21 protein-coding genes, 1 tRNA gene and 2 pseudogenes are annotated in these 20,051 nt (G+C 71.1%); 12 read left to right on the top strand and 12 right to left on the bottom strand.

Annotation, left to right across the window (positions count from 1 at the left end; all coding sequences use genetic code 11):
* Positions 1–276: STAS domain-containing protein (locus G567_RS26685; protein ID WP_037055843.1), on the top strand; the 276-nt coding region annotated here is incomplete at its 5' end.
* 549 nt (positions 277–825) lie between these two features.
* Here the strand turns inward: G567_RS26685 and G567_RS0104015 are convergent.
* Entirely contained in the window at positions 826–2,610 is a 1,785-nt protein-coding gene (locus G567_RS0104015; RefSeq protein WP_245585532.1) for an acyl-CoA dehydrogenase family protein, read from the bottom strand.
* Positions 2,611–2,718: 108 nt separating this feature from the next.
* Between G567_RS0104015 and G567_RS0104020 the strand changes: the two genes are divergently transcribed.
* The 4 genes from G567_RS0104020 (at position 2,719) to G567_RS0104035 (ending at position 6,109) form a co-directional block, all read left to right on the top strand.
* Positions 2,719–3,669 (top strand): Ppx/GppA phosphatase family protein, encoded by a 951-nt coding sequence (locus G567_RS0104020; RefSeq protein WP_028928955.1) that lies wholly within the window; start codon positions 2,719–2,721, stop codon positions 3,667–3,669.
* Positions 3,670–3,671: 2 nt separating this feature from the next.
* A complete protein-coding gene (locus G567_RS0104025; RefSeq protein ID WP_028928956.1) occupies positions 3,672–4,403 on the top strand; it encodes a uracil-DNA glycosylase in 732 nt (243 codons plus the stop codon).
* Positions 4,404–4,611: 208 nt separating this feature from the next.
* Complete coding sequence (locus tag G567_RS26690; RefSeq protein WP_051232259.1) at positions 4,612–5,991, top strand: NAD(P)/FAD-dependent oxidoreductase; 1,380 nt, start codon at positions 4,612–4,614, stop codon at positions 5,989–5,991.
* Positions 5,992–6,035: 44 nt separating this feature from the next.
* Positions 6,036–6,109, top strand: a tRNA-Leu gene (locus G567_RS0104035).
* Between the two features lie 44 nt (positions 6,110–6,153).
* Here G567_RS0104035 and G567_RS36805 read toward each other — a convergent pair.
* Both G567_RS36805 and G567_RS0104045 read right to left on the bottom strand, forming a co-directional pair.
* Positions 6,154–7,017 (bottom strand): tyrosine-type recombinase/integrase, encoded by an 864-nt coding sequence (locus G567_RS36805; RefSeq protein ID WP_342662901.1) that lies wholly within the window; start codon positions 7,015–7,017, stop codon positions 6,154–6,156.
* Between the two features lie 260 nt (positions 7,018–7,277).
* Positions 7,278–7,940, bottom strand: coding sequence for a TetR/AcrR family transcriptional regulator (locus tag G567_RS0104045; protein ID WP_028928958.1), 663 nt, complete (start codon positions 7,938–7,940; stop codon positions 7,278–7,280).
* Between the two features lie 60 nt (positions 7,941–8,000).
* On the opposite strand from G567_RS0104045, the gene G567_RS26700 reads away from it, so the two are divergent.
* Positions 8,001–8,855, top strand: coding sequence for an alpha/beta fold hydrolase (locus G567_RS26700; RefSeq protein WP_084795852.1), 855 nt, complete (start codon positions 8,001–8,003; stop codon positions 8,853–8,855).
* Positions 8,856–9,245: 390 nt separating this feature from the next.
* Here the strand turns inward: G567_RS26700 and G567_RS37025 are convergent.
* The 6 genes and pseudogenes from G567_RS37025 to G567_RS0104075 form a co-directional block, all read right to left on the bottom strand.
* Positions 9,246–9,434, bottom strand: a pseudogene (locus G567_RS37025) (DUF5615 family PIN-like protein); the annotation flags it as partial.
* Entirely contained in the window at positions 9,431–9,661 is a 231-nt protein-coding gene (locus G567_RS0104060) for a DUF433 domain-containing protein (protein WP_028928960.1), read from the bottom strand. The pseudogene G567_RS37025 and the gene G567_RS0104060, both read right to left, overlap by 4 nt.
* Before the next feature lie 378 nt (positions 9,662–10,039).
* Positions 10,040–10,267 carry a hypothetical protein gene (locus G567_RS35940; RefSeq protein ID WP_028928961.1) on the bottom strand — a complete coding sequence of 76 codons (228 nt, stop codon included), beginning with the start codon at positions 10,265–10,267 and terminating at the stop codon, positions 10,040–10,042.
* A gap of 175 nt (positions 10,268–10,442) precedes the next feature.
* A pseudogene (locus tag G567_RS37030) lies at positions 10,443–10,607 on the bottom strand (hypothetical protein); the annotation flags it as partial.
* A gap of 106 nt (positions 10,608–10,713) precedes the next feature.
* The gene (locus G567_RS37035; protein WP_037055846.1) at positions 10,714–11,178 is read right to left on the bottom strand and encodes an AAA family ATPase; all 465 of its coding nucleotides are present in this window, start codon (positions 11,176–11,178) and stop codon (positions 10,714–10,716) included.
* 575 nt (positions 11,179–11,753) lie between these two features.
* Complete coding sequence (locus G567_RS0104075; RefSeq protein WP_028928963.1) at positions 11,754–12,683, bottom strand: helix-turn-helix transcriptional regulator; 930 nt, start codon at positions 12,681–12,683, stop codon at positions 11,754–11,756.
* A gap of 50 nt (positions 12,684–12,733) precedes the next feature.
* Between G567_RS0104075 and G567_RS0104080 the strand changes: the two genes are divergently transcribed.
* The 5 genes from G567_RS0104080 to G567_RS0104100 are packed head-to-tail and all read left to right on the top strand — an operon-like array spanning position 12,734 to position 17,534.
* The gene (locus tag G567_RS0104080) at positions 12,734–13,588 is read left to right on the top strand and encodes an ABC transporter substrate-binding protein (RefSeq protein WP_028928964.1); all 855 of its coding nucleotides are present in this window, start codon (positions 12,734–12,736) and stop codon (positions 13,586–13,588) included.
* Positions 13,589–13,598: 10 nt separating this feature from the next.
* Positions 13,599–14,300, top strand: coding sequence for an ABC transporter permease (locus tag G567_RS0104085; protein ID WP_028928965.1), 702 nt, complete (start codon positions 13,599–13,601; stop codon positions 14,298–14,300).
* Positions 14,297–15,478, top strand: coding sequence for an ABC transporter ATP-binding protein (locus tag G567_RS35365; RefSeq protein ID WP_051232261.1), 1,182 nt, complete (start codon positions 14,297–14,299; stop codon positions 15,476–15,478). Before G567_RS0104085 ends, G567_RS35365 begins: the two co-directional genes overlap by 4 nt.
* A 30-nt stretch (positions 15,479–15,508) precedes the next feature.
* Positions 15,509–16,867, top strand: a complete 1,359-nt coding sequence (locus G567_RS0104095) for a TrkH family potassium uptake protein (protein WP_028928966.1) — start codon at positions 15,509–15,511, stop codon at positions 16,865–16,867.
* On the top strand, positions 16,860–17,534 hold the full coding sequence (locus tag G567_RS0104100) for a potassium channel family protein (protein ID WP_051232263.1): 675 nt from the start codon (positions 16,860–16,862) through the stop codon (positions 17,532–17,534). The genes G567_RS0104095 and G567_RS0104100 overlap by 8 nt, the downstream gene beginning before the upstream one ends.
* Positions 17,535–17,822: 288 nt before the next feature.
* Here G567_RS0104100 and G567_RS0104105 read toward each other — a convergent pair whose 3' ends face one another.
* Both G567_RS0104105 and G567_RS0104110 read right to left on the bottom strand, forming a co-directional pair.
* Positions 17,823–18,374, bottom strand: a complete 552-nt coding sequence (locus G567_RS0104105; RefSeq protein WP_084795894.1) for a formylglycine-generating enzyme family protein — start codon at positions 18,372–18,374, stop codon at positions 17,823–17,825.
* Between the two features lie 56 nt (positions 18,375–18,430).
* Entirely contained in the window at positions 18,431–18,721 is a 291-nt protein-coding gene (locus G567_RS0104110; RefSeq protein WP_028928969.1) for a hypothetical protein, read from the bottom strand.
* 407 nt (positions 18,722–19,128) lie between these two features.
* On the opposite strand from G567_RS0104110, the gene G567_RS0104115 reads away from it, so the two are divergent.
* Positions 19,129–19,452, top strand: coding sequence for a DMT family transporter (locus G567_RS0104115; protein ID WP_028928970.1), 324 nt, complete (start codon positions 19,129–19,131; stop codon positions 19,450–19,452).
* A gap of 120 nt (positions 19,453–19,572) precedes the next feature.
* Here the strand turns inward: G567_RS0104115 and G567_RS26715 are convergent, their stop codons facing one another.
* Positions 19,573–20,046: an OsmC family protein gene (locus G567_RS26715; RefSeq protein WP_211223845.1), complete on the bottom strand. Its 474-nt coding sequence runs from the start codon at positions 20,044–20,046 to the stop codon at positions 19,573–19,575.
* Positions 20,047–20,051 lie beyond the last annotated feature (5 nt).

Consider the following 20,051-nt stretch of genomic DNA (forward strand, 5'->3'; position numbering starts at 1 on the left):
ACGGGCCAGCAGTTCCACCGCGCGCCGCATGTGATCCTCGACCTGTCGGGGGTCGACCACCTGGACACGGACGCCCTGGACGTTCTGGGCGGCCTGCCCGAGCGCGCCCGCGTCGCGGCGACACGGCTGCACATTGCCGGGGTCGAGCACGAGGCGCTGGCCGCGCGCCTGCGCCGTGTCGGGTTCGGCGAGCACCTCACCCCGGCCCCGGCGGCCGCGGTCCTTGCCGGCCTCGACCGGCCGGGGCGGCGCCGGGGGCGGGAGGTGCGGGGATGAGCAGCGGCCGGTCGCGGGTCGGGCCGGCTAACCACTCGAGCGACCACCCGCGGTCGTGGCCCGCTGCCGCGCCGGGGGTGGATCCGTCTCCTCGGATCGGATCCGGGCGACGCACACCTGCGGTTCGACGAACGGCGCCAGGCCGCTCGCGGCGGCCGGCACTCTCCACCTCGCCACCGCGTTATCCCCCACACGCGGTCGGGTCGCGCCTCGTAGTCGGGGCCCACGGCGCCGGGCGAACAGTCGACCGCCCCGCCGCGATGGGCGAGGACTGTGATCACCGACATCACGTAGGTCGCCGACATCATCAGCGCACGCCAGACATAGCGGAAAGGGATAGGGATATAGCCCTCCTGCATGGCGGCCAGCCACCCTGGGATGAACGTCGCGTAGGAATTCTGGGCCTCGTGGTCATCGATCAGCCCGCCGCTCTCGGCGAGCCTCGATCCGCAGACCCCCTCCGGAATCCGCACGAAGACCCCGGACCACCCGGCTCGCTCACGGAAATACCGCCGACTCGCGCTCGGGACTACCGCGACTCGCGGGGGATCAGGTGGGAGTGATGCGCTGCAGGAGGGCTCGGGCGTGCGCCTCCGCGGGCAGCGTGCCTGCGGTCCGCCATGGCCCGTCGGGCAGGAACCGCGACGACACGAACGCCGAGGCCACCTCCTCGGGCGCACGCCGCAGCAGCAGCGAGCCCTGCAGGCACAACGCCAGCATCTCGGCCAGTCGCCGGGCGCGGCGCTCCTCGCGGGAACGCAGCTCGGTCCGCAGCTCCCGCACCCCGCGGTCGAACCATTCGTCGGTCCCGGTGGCCGCGTCGATCTCGGCGAGCACGGCGTCGACCGAGTCGGGCTCGCGGATCACGGCGCGCAGCACGTCCAGGGCGGTGACGTTGCCCGATCCCTCCCAGATCGAGTTCAGCGGGGCCTCGCGGTAGAGCCGGGGCAGCCCGGAGTCCTCGACGTACCCGTTGCCGCCCAGGCATTCCAGCGCCTCGGCGACAACCGCGGGCGTCCGCTTGCACACCAGGTACTTCGAGGCGGGCAGCGCGAGCCGCAGCAGCTCGCGCTCTCCGCGGTCGGTCGCCCCGGCCAGCCGCAGCGCCAGCGAGGTCGCCGCCTCGGACTCCAGGGCGAGGTCGGCGATCACGGTTTGCATGAGGGGTGTGTCGGCGAGCCGCAAGCCGAACGCGCTGCGATGCGCCACATGGTGCGCGGCCTCGGTCAGCGCGGCCCGCATGATCGCGGCCGAGCCCAGCACGCAGTCCAACCGGGTCATCGAGACCATCTCGATGATCGTCGCCACCCCGCGGCCCTCGTCGCCGAGCCGCCAGCCGATCGCGCCGTCGTACTCCAGCTCCGCCGAGGCGTTGGACCGGTTGCCCAGCTTGTCCTTGAGCCGTTGCAGCCGGATCGGGTTGCGGCTGCCGTCGGGCAGCACCCGGGGCAGTACGAAACAGGTCAGCCCGCCGGGCGCCTGCGCAAGTGTCAGGAACAGGTCGTTCATCGGCGCCGAGGTGAACCACTTGTGACCGATGAGCTCGTAGGTGCCGTCGGACCGCGCCGCCGCAACGGTCGTTCCCGCCCGCACGTCGGAGCCGCCCTGTTTCTCGGTCATCGACATCCCGGCGAGCAGGCCGGACTTGGTGTCGGGACGGGCGAGGCCGGGCTGGTATTCGCGGGCCATGAGGCCGGGCTCGAACCGCGCCGCCAGATCGGGGTCGTGGCGCAGCGCCGGGATCGCCGCGTAGGTCATCGAGATCGGGCAGCAGTGGCCTTGCTCGAGCTGGTTCACCAGGTAGAAGCCGGCGGCGCGGGCGACGTGCGCCCCCGACCCCGGCTCTGCCTGCCACGGGGCGCCGTGCAGCCCCCAGCCGACCGAGAGCGCCATCAGCCGGTGCCAGGACGGATGGAACTCGACCTCGTCGATACGGTGCCCGTAGCGGTCGTGGGTGCGCAGCACGGGAGAGTTCTCGTTGGCCAGCCGGGCGTCCTCACGCGCCTGCTCGGTGGTGAGGGTCCGGCCGAGCACGGCCAGGTCGTCCAGCGCGTCCGCGGCGCCCTCCTGGCGCACGGCATCGACCAGCGCGGGGTCGCAGGCCAGCGGGTCGTACCCGGCGAGCGGCGGGACCTGGTTGAGCACCTCGTGGGTGCCGAGGTCGACCCCGACCGGCGCCGCGACCGGCCATGGACGGGCCTGCGGCGCGCTCGTCGCCTTCGTGGGGGACGACGGGCGCGCCGCTGCCCCGTCCGACTCCGCTCCGTTGCTCCTCGGCACCGGGACCTGAGCAGTCACGGTCTGTTCGGCGCCTCGCATCCGTCCATCCGCCACGCGCCCGAGAGTAGCCGCGCGCAACCCGATCAGGGCACGTCGACGCGGGGCCGAGTGGGGCCGCGCGTACCGTGACGGCAGATTTCGACACCTGATGAGGGGGAGCGCATGCCGCGGGTGGCTGCCATCGACTGCGGGACCAATTCGATCCGGCTGCTCGTCGCGGACGTCACCACGAACGCGGGGACGGTCGAGTTGCGTGACGTGCACCGCGAGATGCGCATCGTGCGGCTCGGCCAGGACGTGGACGCGACCGGTGTGCTGGCGCCCGCGGCGCTGGAGCGCACCCGCGCCGCCCTCGTCGACTATGTCGGCACGCTGGGCGCCGCGGGCGCCGAACGCACCCGAATGGTCGCGACCTCGGCGACCCGCGACGCGTCCAATCGCGACGACTTCTTCGGCATGGTCCGCGACGTGCTCGGCACCGAGGCCGAGGTGATCTCCGGCGACGAGGAGGCGCGGCTGTCGTTCGTCGGCGCGGTCGGTGACCTCGATCCGGGCGACGGACCGTTCGTCGTCGTCGACGTGGGCGGCGGCTCGACCGAACTCGTCGTCGGCTCGCTGGACGACGGGAAGGCGACCGTGCACGCGGCCCGCTCGGTGGATATCGGCAGCGTCCGGCTGACCGAGCGCTGCCTGGCCGCCGACCCACCGAGCGCCGATGACATCGAGAAGGCCCGCGGGGTCGCCACCAAGATCCTCGACGAGGCGTTCGCCGCGGTCCCGGTCGAGGGCGTGCGGACCTGGGTCGGGGTCGCCGGAACCATCACCACACTGTCGGCCGTCGCACAGGATCTGCCCAGCTACGACCCCGACGCCGTGCACCTGTCCCGGCTCTCCCGCGACGAGTTGCACCGCGTCGCCCAGCGACTGCTGCGCGCGCCGCGCTCGGAGCGCGCGAAGCTGGGCGCGCTGCACCCCGGACGCGTCGACGTCATCGGCGCCGGCGCACTCATCGTGGACGTGCTGGCCGACGAGCTGCACGCCCGCGCGGGCATCCCCGGGCTCGTCATCAGCGAGCACGACATTCTCGACGGCATCGCCCGCTCGATCGCCTGACCATGCCCCGCAACACCAGCGCCGTTCCGACGAGCATCGAGGCGCTCGACGAGTCCATCGTCGACTGCCGGGCCTGCCCGCGGTTGGTGGAGTGGCGGGAGGAGGTGGCGGTGGAGAAACGTGCCGCGTTCCGCGATCAGGAGTACTGGGGACGTCCGGTACCCGGTTTCGGTCCGCCGGACGCGGCGCTGCTGATCGTCGGCCTCGCGCCCGCGGCTCACGGTGGTAACCGGACCGGCCGGATGTTCACCGGGGACCGCTCCGGCGACGTGCTGTATGCGGCGCTGCACGCCGTCGGCCTGGCCAACCAGGCCACCGCCGTCCACCTCGACGACGGACTCGCGCTGCGCGGCACCCGGGTCACCGCGCCGGTGCACTGTGCCCCGCCGGAGAACAAGCCGACCCCGGCCGAGCGCGAGACCTGCCGTTTCTGGCTCGACGCCGAGCTCACCCTGCTCGCGCCGACGCTGCGCGCGATCGTGGTGCTGGGTGGGTTCGGATGGCAGGCGCTGCTGCCGGTGCTGGCGACCTCGGGCTGGACGGTGCCGAGGCCGCGGCCCCGGTTCGGGCACGGCGCCCACGCCGAGTTCGCCCCGGCCGCGCCGGGACGGGCACCGCTGCAGCTGTTCGGCTGCTACCACGTGAGCCAGCAGAACACCTTCACCGGACGACTCACCCCCCGGATGCTGGAGGACGTGCTGGGCGCCGCGGGCTGCGCGGCGGGAGCCATCTAACGCGACCGGCACAGGACAGATCCGGCTCCTCGCCGCGGCGGCCTCGGTGTGCGAGCACCACGACCCGCTCATATACCGGGTTCTCTTATCCACTTACCGTGCGCTGGCTCACCCCAAAGGCCGGTTTGACCTTGTTGGCGGTGTGACGTAATGCCGCATTGGCCGTCGGCGTTATGGAGGGACGGCCTCGGATGCGACCATAAGACCCATGGCGCGCGATACGCGGATCGTGGTAGTGGGCGGCGGGTATGTCGGGATGTACACTGCCTTGCGACTGCAGAAGAAGCTGCGCCGCGGAGAGGCATCGGTCACGGTGATCGATCCGCAGTCCCACATGACCTACCAGCCGTTCCTGCCCGAGGCGGCGGCCGGCTCGATCGAGCCGCGGCATGTCGTGGTGCCATTGCGCAAGGTCCTGCGCAAATGCCGGCACCTCACCGGGCGCGTCACCAGAATCGACCATTCGGCTCGGCAGGTAACGGCGGAATTGGCGGCCGGGCGGGTCGCCACGATCGAGTACGACATTCTGGTTGTCGCGCCTGGTTCGGTCGCCCGAGTGCTGCCGATCCCGGGTCTCGCCGAACACGGCATCGCCTTCAAGAACGTCGGCGAGGCCATCTTCCTGCGTAACCACGTACTGTCGCGGCTCGATGAGGCGGCCGCGACGTCGGACCCGAAGTTGCGGCGCACGCTGCTGACCTTCGTGGTGGTCGGCGGTGGTTACGCCGGGATCGAGGCGCTCGCCGAGCTGGCCGACATGGCCCGCTACGCCAGCCGCTACTACGACAACATCAACCGCGAGGACATCCGCTGGGTGCTCGTCGAGGCGGCCAACCGGATCATGCCGGAGGTCGGTGCGAAGATGGGCCGCTACACCGTCGAGCGCCTGCTCGACGCGGACATCGAGGTCAACCTCGACACCCGGGTCACGAGCATGGTGGACGGTCACGTCGAGCTCGACGACGGCCAGTCCTTCGACGCGGACACGATCATCTGGACGGCCGGTGTCAGGCCGAACCCGATGCTGGAGAACACCGATCTGCCGCGCGACGCCCGCGGCCGCGTCGAATGCACGGCGGAGCTGCAGGTCGTCGGGATGCCGGAGGTGTTCAGCGCCGGTGACTGCGCGGCGGTCCCCGATCTGTCCAAGGACGACCCGGACGCGAGGACCAGTCCCTCGGCGCAGCACGCGGTGCGCCAGGCGAAGGTGTTGGCCGACAACGTGATCGCGCACATCCGGGGCCGGAGGCTCACCCAGTACAGGCACTCCCACGCCGGTTCGGTGGCGAGCCTCGGTCTGTACAAGGGCGTCGCGGAGATCTACGGGATCAAGCTGCGCGGCGTCGTCGCGTGGTTCATGCACCGCGCCTACCACGTGAGCCGGATGCCCACCTGGAACCGGCGGATCCGGATCGTCTTCGACTGGACGGGCGCGCTGGTGCTGGGCCGCGAGGCCGTTGCGCTGGGCCAGATCCACGCCCCGCGCGCGGAGTTCAGCCGCGTCGTCGGCAGTCCCGCCCCGGCGGCGTCGCCCAATGGTCGGGCGCGCCCGCCGGTGGACGTGGCCGGCGAGCGCGTCGGAGTCTGAGCGGGTCCGGGGCGCCGGGCCGCCGCCCGTAGGCTGTGGCCCGCGCCCCCGTAGCCCAATCGGCAGAGGCAGGCCCCTTAAAAGGGTCACAGTGTGGGTTCGAGTCCCACCGGGGGCACCGTCGCTCACCAGCCCGATCACGGCCCTGAGCTGCGGATTCCCTCACCCTTCGTCCCCGGTGCTGTCCGGCTGTGTCCGGCCCGTATCGGTGTTCTCCGGCTGATCACGCCCAATACGCGCCAAAGTTTCGTCCCCGAGGGCGGCCGCGATGCGGCGGCGGGCGGCGTCCTCCTGACCGGCCATGCACTTCGCGTAGATCTGGAGCAGGACGGCGACGCTGTGTCCGGCCCACTCGGCGACCTGCGTGGCGGGGATCCCGGCGTTGAGCCACGTGGACACCGCAGCGTGGCGGAGGTCGTGCGGCCACCGGGCGAGCGGGGAGGCGACCTCAGCCGGGTCGAGGGCGGCGGCGCGTGCCTTCCGCCAGACGCGGCAGTAGGTGCTCTCCGCCAACTCCCCGCCCCGCACACCGCCGAACAGCAGCCCGTCGGGCCCGGTGCCGAACGAGTCCAGATGCGCATGCAGCAAGGCCGTCAGCGCCGGCGGCGAGGGCACGACGCGCGTCTCCCCGCGGGCCCGGTGCTTCAGCTGCCGCTCCTCCCGTCGGTGATCGCTGTCGGTCCACGACGCGCCGGCTGCCGGCGTTGACGCCTCCAGCACGAGTTCCCCCAGCTTCGGCCGGTAGTGCCAGGTTCGACTTGCGCAGCGTGCTCGCCTCGGCCGGCCGCAGGGCGGCGTAGTACATCGCGCCGAAGAACGCGACCAGCCGCGCACCGCTCGGCTTCTGCTTCGCCACGGCGTCGAGCAACGCCCGAGCCTGCCCGGGTTGACGACCACCCGGCGATCTACCGTCTGCACCGTGCGCGGTGCCTTCCACGCCAGCGCGGTGATCGGGTTCCGTGCCAGTAGGCGGCGCTCGACCGCGTACTCGGCAGCGTTGACCAGGACCCCGCGCTGTCGCTGCACCGTGCCCGGCGGCCGGGCTCCGCCCGGATCCCGACGCCGCTTCGGAGATCAGGGGAGGGGCTGCGGGACGGCGGCGACCTCCTCACGGCGCGCCCGAGGGCTGCCAGACCGCCGGCCCGACCCGCAAGCCGGAACCGCTGGCTTGCCGTCGGACCACCGGCCCGGCAGGGAGAACCCGTGCCGCGAGGAGATCACCACCGAGGGCACTGGCAAAGCGGAGCGGGACCATCGGCGTCGGACGCTCCGTGTCGTTCGCCCCGTCACGGGGGGCCGAGCAACTCGGCGACAATAAGTTGGCAAAGCCACTCTCGGTGCTGCTCAGGAGTCCACCCGAGTCCGACCGTGAGCAGGTGGTGCATCTCTGGGCTCATCAGGGCGCACGCCCGCTCGCCGGCCTGTTCGACACTCAGTCCTGCCCGAAGGGACCCTGCGGCATACCGGCGCATTGATTCCGTGATGTCGGCGAGGCGCTCGCAGAGGAGGCGTTCGAGCAGTTCGACCGCGAAGGGTTCGCTGTCCGCCGCTCCGCGGATCAGCGCGTGGATCGGGCTGGTGTGGGCCAGGACCTCGCAGGCGAACTCAGCCCAGGCGCGCAGCCGCTCCTGTGCGGTGGCCAGTCGGTCGATCTTGGCCCGGCGACCCGACGGCTCGTGCTCGGCATCCAGGAGTGGGCCCCGGTACGCGACGATCGTCGTGTCGATGACGCCCTCTAGCAGTCCGCGTTTACCACCCAGCGTTCCGTAGATCGTCTCGGGTACGACTCCGGCTTCGGCGGCGACCGCGCTGACCGTCGTGCCTGCATAGCCGTTGGCAACGAAGAGCCGGGTCGCGGCTTCCAAGATCCGACGGCGGGTGTCCTGGGCTTGCTCGGCACGTAGCTGAGATCGGTATCGGCGGGTGGAGGGGTTGACGGCGCGGGCCATTTCGCTACCCTATCACTTAATCCAATTAAGTATCGGTGGCATCAATCGAGGAGGGACACGATGACCGACGGCAGCGCTGGCAGGCATCGGCTGGGTGTAGGAGAGGAGACGGTCGAGTTCACCGATCGAGGGAGTGGCGAGGCGGTCCTGCTTGTCCATGCCGGCGTGTTCGCGGCGTGGTTTCCCACCGTCGCGGATGATCCCGCGCTGAGCGGGTTCCGCCTCGTCGTGCCGGTGCGCGCCGGATACAACTCGGCGGCCCCGGCTCCGAGACGCCACCTGACGCTTGGCGACCACGCCCAACACTGCGCCGCCGTGCTCGACAGCGTGGGCATCGGGCAGGCGCATGTCCTCGCGCACTCCTCCGGCTCCCTGATCGGGCTTCAGCTCGCCGCCGACCGCCCGGATCTCGTCCGAAGCCTCGTCCTCGTCGAACCTGCGGCAGCGCCGTCCCTCCTCCCGCCCGAGGTGGCGGCGGGCTTCGGGCAGGTCCTCGAACCCGTGATGGCCGCGGCTGCTGCGGGCGATCTGGGCGCCGCCTTCGACACGTTCATGCGAATGGTCTGCGCGGAGGACTACCGGACCGTGCTTCTCACGGCCCTCGGTCCCGAGGGCCTGCAACGCGCGGAACGTGACTGCGGGTTCTTCTTCCGCGACGAGGTCCCCGCCGTCGGCGAATGGAGCCTCCCCGCATCCGAGGCGTCTCGGATCGCCCAGCCGGTGCTGCTGGTTCAAGGGGATGCGAGCTCGCCGGTCGTCCACGGGATCGTGTCGATGCTCGCGGCGATGCTGCCGAACGCAGAGACGATGAGCGTCGACGGCGCTGACCATCTCCTGCCGCTGCGCGACCCGGTGACTCTTGCCGGCATCGCCGCCGTCTTCGCTACAAAGCACCGCATCCCGGCAAACGTCTGAGCAAGTTTCCCCGCGACTATGACCGGGCTCAGACCCATCGACTGAATCCGCATCCACGCCGGGCCGGGCCGGTGCAAGTGACCGGGGGAGACGCAAGACGGCCGAGCCACGGACTATGTACGGACGCTGACACGCGTTGGCTGCGTCGCCGCTGGTCACAGGCATCGCGCCAGTCCACTGTAAATCCGGCGCCCTGCCACGACGGGAAATCATCCGATGGGGAGACGCCGGACTCGGAGGAAGTCGTCGCCAATGACGACGATGCTGCCGAGTCGGAGGTCTTCCTCGACCTGGGGAAGGTTCGCGATCAGGGAGGATGGCGAGTTCGTCGACCCGGCGTCCGATCACGCGGCGCACAAGCACGACGGATGGGTCGGGCTCGTGCGAGGCGGCGAGCAGCGCGCCGAAGTCGGTGTCGGCGCCGACGAGGATGCGGTCGTCGTCGCGGGCGGTGCGCAGGACAACGTGGTCGCTCGCGGCCTGGAGTCCGAGTGAACGGACGTGGACCACGTCCCACCCCTCCTTGGCCAGCACCTCGCCGAGCCGTGGAGACAGGTTGTTGTCGAGTAGCAGCCTCATGCAGACGGGCGAAGCGGTAGCTGGCGCTCGCGGACGCTCTCGGCGGCGTAGCGCAGTGCCTCGGCCACGTCCTCGGGCGTGAGGTCGGGGAGATCCTCGCAGATCTCGTCGACCGTCATGCCGTCGGCGACCATGGAGACGACGGTGGCGACCGGGATGCGCATACCGCGGATCGTCGGGACGCCACCCATCAGGTCGGGATCCACTGTGATCCGGTCGAAGGTCATGTGCCGATGGTACGGCGGTTCGCGGGCCCGGCCCAAAATCGAAGCGTGCGCCGAATACGTGCCGAGGTTGCGCGCCCCGAGCGTGCACGGTCCAATCGCCGCAGGTCAGGCCATGCGCAAGAACGGAACCGAGGCTCCCTCAAAAGGGTCACAGTGTGGGTTCGAGTCCCACCGGGGCACCCTTTCCCAGCAGCCTGATCATGGCTCTGAGCAGCGGAAATGGTCACTGTTCTTCTCCAGCGCAGTCCGGCTGTCCCCGGTTGAGATCTGTGATCTCCGGGTGGCCGTGCCGAATACGTGCCGAGGTTTCGGCACCCAGGGCGGCGATCCGCTGGCGGGGCGGTCTCCGGCGAGGCCGCCCGCTCGGTCCCGGCGAGGTCAGGGCGTCGGCGAGGTTGCCCGCTGGACCCGGCCGCCCTGGTCGATGAGCTGGTGCACGGCGTAGACGTGGGGGACCGGGGCGATCCCCGCCTGCTGGCTGGCCGGGCCGAGGACCTCGCCGAAGGCCGCGAACGCCTCCTCGGCCCGGTTCAGGTCGCTGACCCGAGCGCAGCGTCCGACCACTTCCAACGCCTCGCAGGCCACCTCGTGGGAGCCCGGCCGCATGCGCGAGATCGGCGGCCCGGCGCGCCAGGCGTTCCGCGCGGGACAGACGGTCGGTCGAGACGGCGGCCAGAGCGACGTGCGCCTCCAGAGCTGCCGTCCGTGCCGCCAGCCGGGGATCGTCACCGGAGCGGATGCGGTCGAGATGGGACTGCGCGTGCTCGGGATGGCCCGCTGCCAGCGCGGCACGGACCAGCAGGAGGCGGACCTCGCCGTCTCGGTCGCCGGTCTCCACGAGCATCCGCTCGCCGAGCCGGATCGCCTCGTCGGCCTGTCCGGCGCCGGCGAGCGTCTCGAGCAGCGCCCGACCGAGATCGGCGCGCAACGGACGGGACCGGCACATGTCGTGCCTCGCCGCAGCTGCGCCGCGCCGGGTGGATCGGGGACAGAAGGTGACGAGGACGGCCACCGCATGTCCCGCGATGTTGTCGGCCAAGTACTCCAAGACCTCAAGGGTCTCCGGGTCGGCCCAGGGCAGGTCCTCGAGAACCAGGAACACGCCGTCGGCTGAGAGGACGAGCAGTCGCAGCACGGCTCGGCGAGCTCCACCAGTGACGCGTCCCGACGCGCGGTTCCCCAGGCCGGAACCACCCGGGCGAGGACGTCGCCGTACGGCAGGTCCGCGGGAGTCGCCGGGTGCGCTCCAGCCCAAGCAGGGCCTCAGCGACCGCACGGAACGGAACGGAGGGCCCCGGTGTCGCGCGGCCGAGAGCAACCGCGACGCCGCGGGCGCGGGCGGCAGCCACCGCGGCGCGGGCCAGACAACTCTTGCCGATGCCCGCCTCGCCCTCCACGGCCAGCATCCCGCCGTCACCGGCCGCCATCGCGCCCAGCAGCTCGCTGATCGCCGCTCGCTCATCGTCACGCCTCACGATTCGGCGGGCGACCACCGGTCGCATCGCGGTGCTGCCCATGAGCGCACCCCCGAGTCGGCTCCCGACACAGTATCGATGACCGGCCCGGCCCCGTCACTTCTGCTCCACGGTGAGCGGGTCATGATCGGGCGAGCTGTCGCCCGATCGCGTGGCGACCCGGGGGACGTGCGAGGAGATCACCGCCGGGGTACGAGGGAAGAACGACCCGCGCGGACCATGCACGGACGCGGAGCAGGGGACACGGTTTCCTCGCAGGTCAGACGCGGTATGACAGTCCACTGTAAAGCTGTTGGCTCACACGTTTGGGGCCGGCGGCCGATCGGTTCGGCGAACGAGTCCGCCAAGATCCTCGATGTGATCGTCGATCTCTGCGATCGAGTCGAGAAGGGCCCAGCGTCAGCTCCACGGTTCCGGATGCGGGCCGTTCCGATCCCACCGGGGCACCCGCTCCAACCAGCAGAATCGCGCCAGTACGTGGAGAACCAGCGACGGCCCGGTTGACCGGCATAGATCGCGCCTACGGAGGGATCGGTTATCCCGGCCCTGAACGGGCGGGCTTGCGCCGATAACTCCCGGGTCAGAAGCGCTGATCGTCGGCCCCGAGCCGGAGCTCCTCATGGCGACGACTCGGGATCCAGGCCGGTCAACCGCCCCGCGTTGGCGGGGTCGTATCCCCCGAGGCGGGCGATCTCGGCCCGCACGTCGTCGCGGCGCAGGGTTGTGACCAGCATGGCGGCGGCGTCGAGCGCGGCCGCGCTGAGCACGATCTCGTAGTCCTCCCAGGTCAACGGCACGAAGGTCAGGTCGAGGTCGCGGGCCGCCGCACGTACCCCGAGCCCGGTGTCCACGACGCCGGCGGCGACGGCGAGTGCCACCTCCAGGTGTGACCCCACCTCCGGCCCGCGCACGGCGTCGGGGTCGGCGCCGGCGTCGCGGAGCAACCGGTCGAGCAGCAATCGGGTCCCGGTGCCGTGGGTCCGCTTGGCCACCCGCACCCGGGTGAGGTCGGTCGGCCCGGCCAGGTCACGGGGATTGCCCGGGGGGAGGAGCAGCCCCTGCTCGCGCCGCCACAGGTGCAGGAGGTGCGGGCGCAGCCCGCGCAGGAGACCGCGGGCGAACGGAGCGTTGTAGCCGCCGTCGCGGTGCAGCAGGTGCACGGCGGCGGCGTCGGCCCGACCCTGTCGGACGGCCATCAACCCGGCGGAGCTGCCGCCCGCGGCGACCGTGACCACGCGGCCGCCGAGGTGACGCAGAACCAGGTCGAGGGCGGGGTCGTCACTTCCGGCGAGCCGCAGCACCAGGTCGCCGTGCAGAAATCGGCGGGCAGCGAGAGCGCCATCGCGCGTGACGCGTGCTCGACGTCGATCGGCGAGCGCGATCATCCCGGCCTGTGCCAGCGTCCGCTCCGCCCGGCTGACCGTGGACGCGGTGGTGGCCCAGCGCACGGCCAGCTCGCGCACTCCCGGGAGCTCCGTCCCCGGGGTCAGCTCGCCAGAGCTGATTCGCTCGGCCAAGTCTGTGCAGATCTCGCGATACCGGGCCATGCCTTAACAACCTATGGTGGTCGGTCTGAACTAGTGCAGAAGGAGCCAGTGTGGGTGTGCCGTCCCGGGTCGCCGCTGTCCTCGCCGGCCTCCTCCTCCTTGTCGGGTGCGGCGCGCCGCCCGCGGCGGGGCCGTCGGCGGAACGGTCGCTCATCCTGGCCACGACCACAAGCACCCAGGACTCCGGGCTGCTCGACGTGCTGCTGCCGGCGATGACCGAGGACACCGGCTGGGCGGTTAAGCCCATCGCGGTCGGCAGCGGGGCGGCCATCGAGATGGGGCGGCGCGGCGAGGCCGACGTGCTGCTGGTCCATTCGCCCGCTGCGGAGGAGGAGCTGGTCGCGACAGGAGTGACGGGCCGGCGGCTGCTGGTCATGCACAATGATTTCGTCCTGGTCGGGCCGGCCACCGACCCGGCCGGAATCCGGGAGCTGCCGGTCGCCGAGGCGATGGCGACCATCGCCCGCTCGGGCTCGGCGTTCGTCTCCCGCGGCGACGAGTCCGGGACCCACGCTCGCGAGAAGCAGCTGTGGGAGGCCGCGGGCGTCGATCCCGACGGCGTGTGGTACCGCAGCACCGGCCAGGGCATGGGCGCCACATTGCGGGTCGCGGACGAGGCCGGGGCCTACACCCTCAGCGACCGCGCCACCTTCCTCGCACAGCGCGACGGCCTCCGGCTGCAGATCGTGAACTCCGGTGATGCTCGGCTGCTGAACATCTACCACGTCATTGAGATCACTCCCGCCGCTGGCGAGCGCGTGCAGCCCGAGGGCGCAGCCGCATTCGTCGACTGGATCGTCGGGCCGCGAGCACAGCAGATGATCGGCGAGTTCGGGACGACCGAGTTCGGCGAGCCGCTGTTCACTCCGGATGCAGGCAAGACCGCCGAACAGCTCGGCGGCTAGCGGGTTCGTGATGGATGTCCTGCTCGACGGGTTCGCCGAGGCGCTGCGCCTGCTGCTCACCGGCGACGAGGACACGTGGACGATCACTGCGCTGACTTTGCAGGTCTCGCTCACCGCGAGCCTGCTCGCGCTGCTGATCGGGATACCGTTCGGCACGGCGGCGGCGCTCGTCCGCTTCCCGGGCCGCCGGGTGCTGCTCGCCGTGGCGAACACCGGCATGGGGCTGCCCCCGGTGGTCGTCGGGTTGTTCGTCACGGTGCTGCTATGGCGCAGCGGCCCGCTCGGCGGGCTCGGCCTGCTCTACACCCCGGCCGCGATGGTGATCGCCCAGGCCGCGATCGCCACACCGATCGTCATTGCGCTGACTGCTGCCGCGCTGCAGCAGATCGACCCGGAGTTCCTGGTGCAGATGCAGGCGCTCGGCGCCACCCGAGCACGTGCGCTGCTGGCGTTGCTCGACGAGGCACGCCTCCCGCTGCTCGCGGTCGGGATGGCGGCGTTCGGCGCGGTGGTGAGCGAGGTCGGCGCGGCGCAGATGGTCGGCGGCAACCTGGCCGGGGAGACCCGCGTGCTGACCACCGCCGCGGTACTGGCCACCAGCCGCGGGCAGTTCGCCCTAGCGATCGCCTTCGGCCTGGTCCTGCTCACCCTCGCGTTTGCGGTCAACCTCTCGATCACGCTGGCCCAGCAGCAGCGCGCACCCGTCCGATGAGTCCCGAATCCAGCGGCGAACCGCCGCGGTTGGGCTGCCGCGACCTGCGCGTGCGTGTCGGCGGGCGCGAACTGCTCGCGGTCGATACCCTCGACGTCGCCGCGGGGCAGACGCTCGCTGTCCTCGGGCCGAACGGCGCCGGGAAATCGACGCTGCTGCGCGCGCTCGGCATGCTCGGCCGGTACCGCCGCAGCGGCACCGTCCTGCTCGACGGCGTTCCCGCCGAACCGGCAACCATGCGCGTGGCTGTTGCGGGTGTGCTGCAACGACCGATCCTGCGCCGCGGCAGCGTCGCCGAGAACGCCGCGGCGGGGTTGAGCCTGCGCGGGGTCGGCCGGCGTGAGGCGCTCCGGCGATCCGAGCCGTGGCTTGACGCCCTCGGCATCGCCCATCTCGCCCATCGCGACACGCGAACTCTGTCCGGTGGCGAGGCGCAACGCACCAGCATCGCTCGCGCCCTGGCCGTCGAGCCACGGGTACTGCTACTCGACGAACCGTTTGCCGGCCTCGACGCGACCACCCGCGCGGACCTGCTCGCGGACCTGCGCGTGGTGCTCGACGGCCTGCACGCCGCGACATTGCTCGTCACCCACGATCCCGGCGAGGCCCGCGCGCTGGCCGAACACACGATGTTGCTGATCGACGGGCGCATCCGTCAGCTCGGGCCGACGGCGAGCGTGCTGGACCACCCCGTCGACGCGCCGTGCGCGCGGCTGCTCGGATTCGGGCTGCTGCCGCCGGAGCTCACCGGACGGGGGTTGCTCGCTGCTCGCCCGGAACACTGCCGGGCGGCGCCCGGCGAGGTCGCAGCGCCACCCGACGGGCTCGCCGTGCCCGGAACGCTGCGGCGGCAGGTCCCGCTGGGCGGCGTTACCCGAGTCGACGTCGACCTTGGCGCGCCTGGCGGGTCGACCGGGAGCGGAGGACAGCTCATGTGCGTGTCCTCCACACCACCGAACGCGCCACCCGGCACCCGGGTGACGGTCACCGTGGCGGCCGCGCACCTGCGCCGGCTCGACACTGACCGCACGATCAATAGCAGGTTGAGCAGCCGCATACGGCGCGTTGGCCGAGCGCGGAGGACATGGGCCTCCTCAGGGGGAATGGGCGTTCCTCAGCCTGTTCGGCAAGCAGGGCGAACGCGCCCATCTCCGCGCCCGCCCCACGACCTCCGGTGACAGCCCATAGCCTGGCAAGCCGTGACCAACATGGTGTCGGGCCGGGGAACGCTGCTCGATGGTCTTCTCCGCCGGCCGGCGGCCGCGGTGGTCGTCGGCTTCGCGGTGGCGGTCGCGGCCGGGACCGTGCTGCTGATGCTGCCGGTGTCCGCGGAGTCCGGAGCGATGACCCCGTTCGTGCCGGCGATCTTCACCGCGGTGTCGGCGGTGTGCGTGACCGGGCTGATCGTGGTGGACACGCCGACGTACTGGTCGATGTTCGGCGAATTGGTGATTCTCGGGCTGATCCAGATCGGCGGTATCGGGATCATGACCCTTGCGACACTGCTCGGGTTGCTGATCGCGCGACGGATCGGGCTGCGGCTGCAGCTCACCGCGCAGGCCGAGACCAAGAGTCTCGGTCTTGGCGAAGTCCGCCAGGTCGTCGCTGGTGTCCTGGCGATCAGCCTCGCGGTCGAGCTGGTGATCGCCGTTCCCCTGGTGGTTCGCTTCGCCGCCTTCTACGAGGAGCCGATCGGGCGCGCCTCGTACCTCGGTGCGTTCCACGCGGTGTCCTCTTTCAACAACGCCGGCTTCGCCCTGTTCACCGACAACATCATCCCATTCGCCACGGACCCGTGGATCTGCATGCCGCTCGCCGTGGCCACTGTCATCGGCGGGATCGGGTTCCCCGTCCTGTTCGCCCTCGGCCGCCGGCTGCGCGGCGAGCTGGCCCGTTGGTCACTGCACGTGCGCATCACCGTCGGCACCTACGCGATCCTCGTCATCGTCGGGATCGTCGGGTTCCTGGCGTTCGAGTGGACCAACCCGGGCACGATCGGAGGCAAAGACCTCGGCGGGAAGCTCGTCATCGGCGTCTTCCACGGCATCATGCCGCGCACCGCCGGCTTCAACAGCATTGACGTCGGTCAGCTCGACCCCGCCACACTGCTGATCACCGACGTCCTGATGTTCATCGGCGGCGGCAGCGCCGGCACCGCCGGCGGCATCAAGGTGACCACCTTCGCGCTGCTGGCGTTCGTGATGCTGGCCGAGGTCCGCGGCGAACCCACCGTACACGTCCTCGGCCGCCGGCTGCCCACGCCGATCCAGCGGCAAGCCCTCACCGTCGCCCTCGCCGGCGTCGGCCTGGTCATGGTCTCCACCGTCACCCTGCTCGCCATCACCCCGATCGGGCTCGACGCGATCCTGTTCGAGGCCGTGTCGGCGTTCGCCACCGTCGGGTTGTCCACCGGCATCACCGACGACCTGTCCCCGGCCGGGCAACTCGTGCTGACCGCCCTGATGTTCCTCGGCCGGCTCGGACCGATCACACTGGCCTCCGCCCTCGCCCTGCGCGAGCGCAGCCGCCGCTTCGAACTGCCCGAGGAACGGACCATCGTTGGCTAGAGAAGACCGCACCTCGCGACCCAGCCGTGTCGTCGTCCTGGGCCTCGGCCGCTTCGGCGCCTCCCTTGCCCAGGAACTCGTGCGCCGCGGCTCCGAGGTCCTCGCTGTCGACAGCAACCCCGTCCTGGTGCAGAAGTACGCCGACGAGCTCACCCACGCCGCCGTCGCGGACACCACCGATGAGGAAGCCCTTCGCCAGCTCGACGTCCCCGACTACAAGCGCGCCGTGGTCGGCATCGGCACCGACCTCGAAGCCAGTATCCTGACCACTGCCGTGCTGGTCGATCTCGGCGTCCCCCAGATCTGGGCCAAGGCCACGAGCCGCCAACACGGCCGCATCCTCGAACGCGTCGGCGCCCACCACGTCGTGCTGCCCGAACACGAGATGGGCGAACGCGTCGCGCACCTCGTCACCGGCCGCATGATCGACTACATCAAGTTCGAAGATGACTTCGCCATGGTCAAGACCGCCGCGCCCCGCGAGATCGTCGGGCGGACACTGGCCGACAGCGGCGTGCGCAGCCGCCACGGGATCACCGTCGTCGGCATCAAGCGCCTCGGGCAACCCTTCACCTACGCCACCGAGGAGACCGTCATCCAGCCCGGTGACCTCCTTATCGTCTCCGGCCGCATCCATCAGGTCGAGGCCTTCGCCGACCGCGTCTGACGCGAGCCTGGAAGCCGCGCGTCGCTCACCGTTGACGGACGTCCGGATTGTCAGGAGACGTACGCTCCCGAACAGCAGCCCGTCCGGCCCGTTCGCGGCCGCCTGGCCGGATCTTCGAGAGGTGGGACTCAGAGGAGCAGCTCGCCGCATGGCGCGCTGTATCACCGGCCCCGGCGGGTGCGATTCCAGGCATCGTTCGTGATGAGGTTCAGAAGCACCAGATCAGCTCGTCCGGCCCGCCGTTCTGACACCAACGTCGCCGTCGCCCGCGGGTGGGGCGCAGGGCCGTCACCCGCGGGCGATGCGGAACCCCACGTCGTCGACGCGGAATGTCGGGTGGCTGCGCCGGCGCACGGAGGCGCGGCAGCTCCAGTGCTCGTCGAACCAGCCGCCGCCGCGCAGAACGCGGTAGGTGCCGTAGACCTCGGGGTCGTAGAGGTCCCAGCACCATTCCCAGACGTTGCCCAGCGTGTCGTGCAGCCCCCAGGCGTTGGGCTGCTTGGTGCCCACCTCGCGAATCCGCTCGTCGGAGTTGCCGCGGTGCCAGGCGACCTCGTCGAGCGGCCCGTAGCGCGGGCCGGTCATCCCGGCACGGCAGGCGTACTCCCATTCGGCCTCGGTGGGCAGCCGGTACCCATCGGCGGTGGTGTCCCATTCGATCTCGTCACCGCGCACGTGGTAGGCCGGGGTGCGGCCGGTGCGCTCGGACAGGACGTTGCAGTACCGGATCGCATCCCACCACGACACGCCCTCGACGGGCAGTCGCGTTCCATGCGCCGCGCCGGGCCATTCGCCGGTGATCTCGGCGTACTCGTCCTGGGTGACGGGGTGGACTGCCATGTGGTATGCGGCGAGATCGACCTGCCAGCTCCGGCGGGTTCTGCGGTCCGACAGGATCACCCGGCCGGCACGGCGATCGTCTCGGGTGCAGCGCTCGTTCCCATGGCCCGGCCGACACTACCCAGCCGTGGCCGAGCCGGCGGTTCCCTCGGTAGCAACCCGCGGCGGTCAGCGCTGGCAGAACACGGCTTTCGCGATCTGGTGGCGAGGACGAGGCGGCGGCGGTCGACCGCGTCGATGAGGGTCCCGCCGAGCAGTCCCACCGCGATCGCCGGGACCGCCATCGCGAGGCCGATCCCGCCCACCGCCAGCGACGACCCGGTGAGGGTGTAGATCTGCAGGGCCACGGCGAAAGTACGTCATCTGCCCGCCGATCGCGGACAGCCCGGTACCGGCCCACAGCCGGCGGAAGCCCGGCGAGACCCGCAGCGGGCGGATATCCATCAGGAGGCGTCTGCCGCCCACGTCATCCCCCCTGAGCCAACGCGGCGCGGAATGGAGCAACGGCGGGGTCATCGGACATCGCGGCCGTGTCGGCTATCCGTTGACGGAACGCCCGGCGCGTCAGCGCGTCGTCCAGAGCCTCCACAAGGCGGCTGAGCGGGAACGGCAGCTCAGCATCGAGCGCGGTGGCGGCCGCTGCGGATCGCGGCGACCGGTGCCGCGGAGCCGTTGGTCGACCCGGATAGGGTTTGGATACGGCGCTGATCGGGGCGCGGAGGCGTCGGTTGGTCCCCGCTGTCCAGGGAGGGACATGGTCTGGGTATTCCTGGCCGGCGCGATTGCGTCGGAGGTTTGCGCGACGATCAGCCTCAAGCTGTCCGAGGGCTTCACCAAGCTGGTTCCGTCGATCATCGTGATCGTCGGTTATGTGCTGGCGTTCCTCCTGCTGGCCCAGGTGCTGAAGCTCGGGCTTGCCGTCGGCGTGGCCTATGCGATCTGGGCGGCGGTCGGGGTGACGCTCGTCGCCCTGGTCGGCGCCCTGTTCCTCGGTGAGCGGCTGACCTGGGTGCAGGTCGGCGGGCTCGCGGCCGTCGTCATCGGCGTGGTGATGCTCGAGGCCGGCGGGGCGAGATAGCGCGTCTCGCGGATCATCCCGTCCACGACGGGGAACCCGTCCACAAACGGGATTGTGGTGATCTACAGAGCGTTTCGATCACCACAGGTTCGTTCTCGACGATCTACGGCACGAAGGTGATCACCGGCTCCACCCGGACGGGGGTCGCGAGGCTGTTGGCGATGAAGCACTCCGGTGCGCGACCTCGACGAGATGGCGCACCCGGTCCTCGGTCGGCCCTTCGGCGACGAAGATGTGCGGACGCAGAACGATCTCGGCGAGCCGGATCGGCTTCTCGCTCTCCGGCATCGACGCCTCCGCCTCGTCGCGGTAGTCGCGGACGTCCAGCCGGGCGCGGGCGGCGACCGCGAGGAACGACAGCAGCTGACACGACGAGGCCGCGAGCAGGACGAGCTGCTCGGGGTTGAGCAGCCCGGCGTCGCCGCCGAACGCGGGGTCGGCGCTCAGCCGCAGGTCGGCCTCGGCCGGTGGCGCCGCCCCGCTGTGCGCCCGGTCGTAGGTCCGATGGCCCCCGGCGGTCGACCCCGACCAGGTGGAGGTCGCGCGGTAGCGGTGCACGAGCGGGTCGATCCCAGTGACGTCGTTGTCGCTCATGGCCG

This window comes from Pseudonocardia asaccharolytica DSM 44247 = NBRC 16224, assembly GCF_000423625.1.
Taxonomy (GTDB): domain Bacteria; phylum Actinomycetota; class Actinomycetes; order Mycobacteriales; family Pseudonocardiaceae; genus Pseudonocardia; species Pseudonocardia asaccharolytica.